Here is an 877-nt window from a genome sequence, read left to right as displayed (position 1 = left end):
CTTTCCCCATGTAGACACCTCATTTGGTTCATTTTTTATTATAGTAACCTGTGTCTACTTTTTAGTCTAACATCAAAACTAGTAAAATTAAAAAAGCTTCCGTGAGGAAGCTGAGTAGTTACGAAAATTGCAAATAAAAAAGTAGTGCAAACTTATGTCTGCACTACTACTCTTTTCTCAAATCTCTCATATTTGATATGTATAAAGCAATAACTAAAACAAGAATAGATCCCGAATATAACAACGTCTCCATCGGTTCCTCATGAGATACGATAATTAAACGAATTAACGCCGTAATTCCGATATAAATAAAATAACGTAACGGGAAATGATAATTCGACTTAAAATACTTAATAATCAATGCGATGAACTCGAAGTATAAGAAATAGACGATGATACTTTCAACCAATTTATACGATGTATATTCCTTTGTTGAAAATATGTATTGAATAAATGTGATGGTCTCGTTAATTAAAAAGATAGATAAGACAATGGATAATATAATTAACGCTATATTCAATATCCACTGCAAAACGCTAGCTATGTAATGATCGATATTAAACTTCATTTCACACTCCCCTTCACTTAAATACTTATTTATTATAGCAAAATTATGATTGAAACGTAGTTAAATCATAATGTTAATCCCTTCTTTTGATTACGACATTTTAAAAATGTGAGAATAACATTCACCTTATGCAAAAGAACTTTTTTATAAATACAACCTCATATTCTGAGCGCTCAAAGCGTCGCAAATGAAATATCCGCGGAATGGGCACTCGCAAAAAAAAGCTACTGCCTTGAACTGCACCCCAATTGTTAGACACAGTCTAACAATTGGAGGTGCAGTTTTTTGTATGACAAAATTTACGAAGGA

The 877-nt window shown here is 31.5% G+C and carries 1 protein-coding gene; it reads right to left on the bottom strand.

Annotated features, from left to right (window positions below; all coding sequences use genetic code 11):
• Positions 1 to 166 precede the first annotated feature (166 nt).
• Entirely contained in the window at positions 167 to 568 is a 402-nt protein-coding gene (gene psiE, locus JDS99_RS30750) for a phosphate-starvation-inducible protein PsiE (RefSeq protein WP_199696481.1), read from the bottom strand.
• Positions 569 to 877: the final 309 nt, after the last annotated feature.

This window comes from Bacillus cereus group sp. N6 (genome assembly GCF_016483705.1).
Lineage (GTDB): Bacteria > Bacillota > Bacilli > Bacillales > Bacillaceae_G > Bacillus_A > Bacillus_A wiedmannii.
The sequence above is the reverse complement of the archived record's forward strand: the minus strand, read 5'-3'. Positions and strand labels throughout refer to the sequence as shown.

Excerpts from the sequence above, each read along its gene's own strand:
- psiE (WP_199696481.1), bottom strand. The coding sequence starts at position 568 with ATGAAGTTTAATATCGATCATTACATAGCTAGCGTTTTGCAGTGGATA.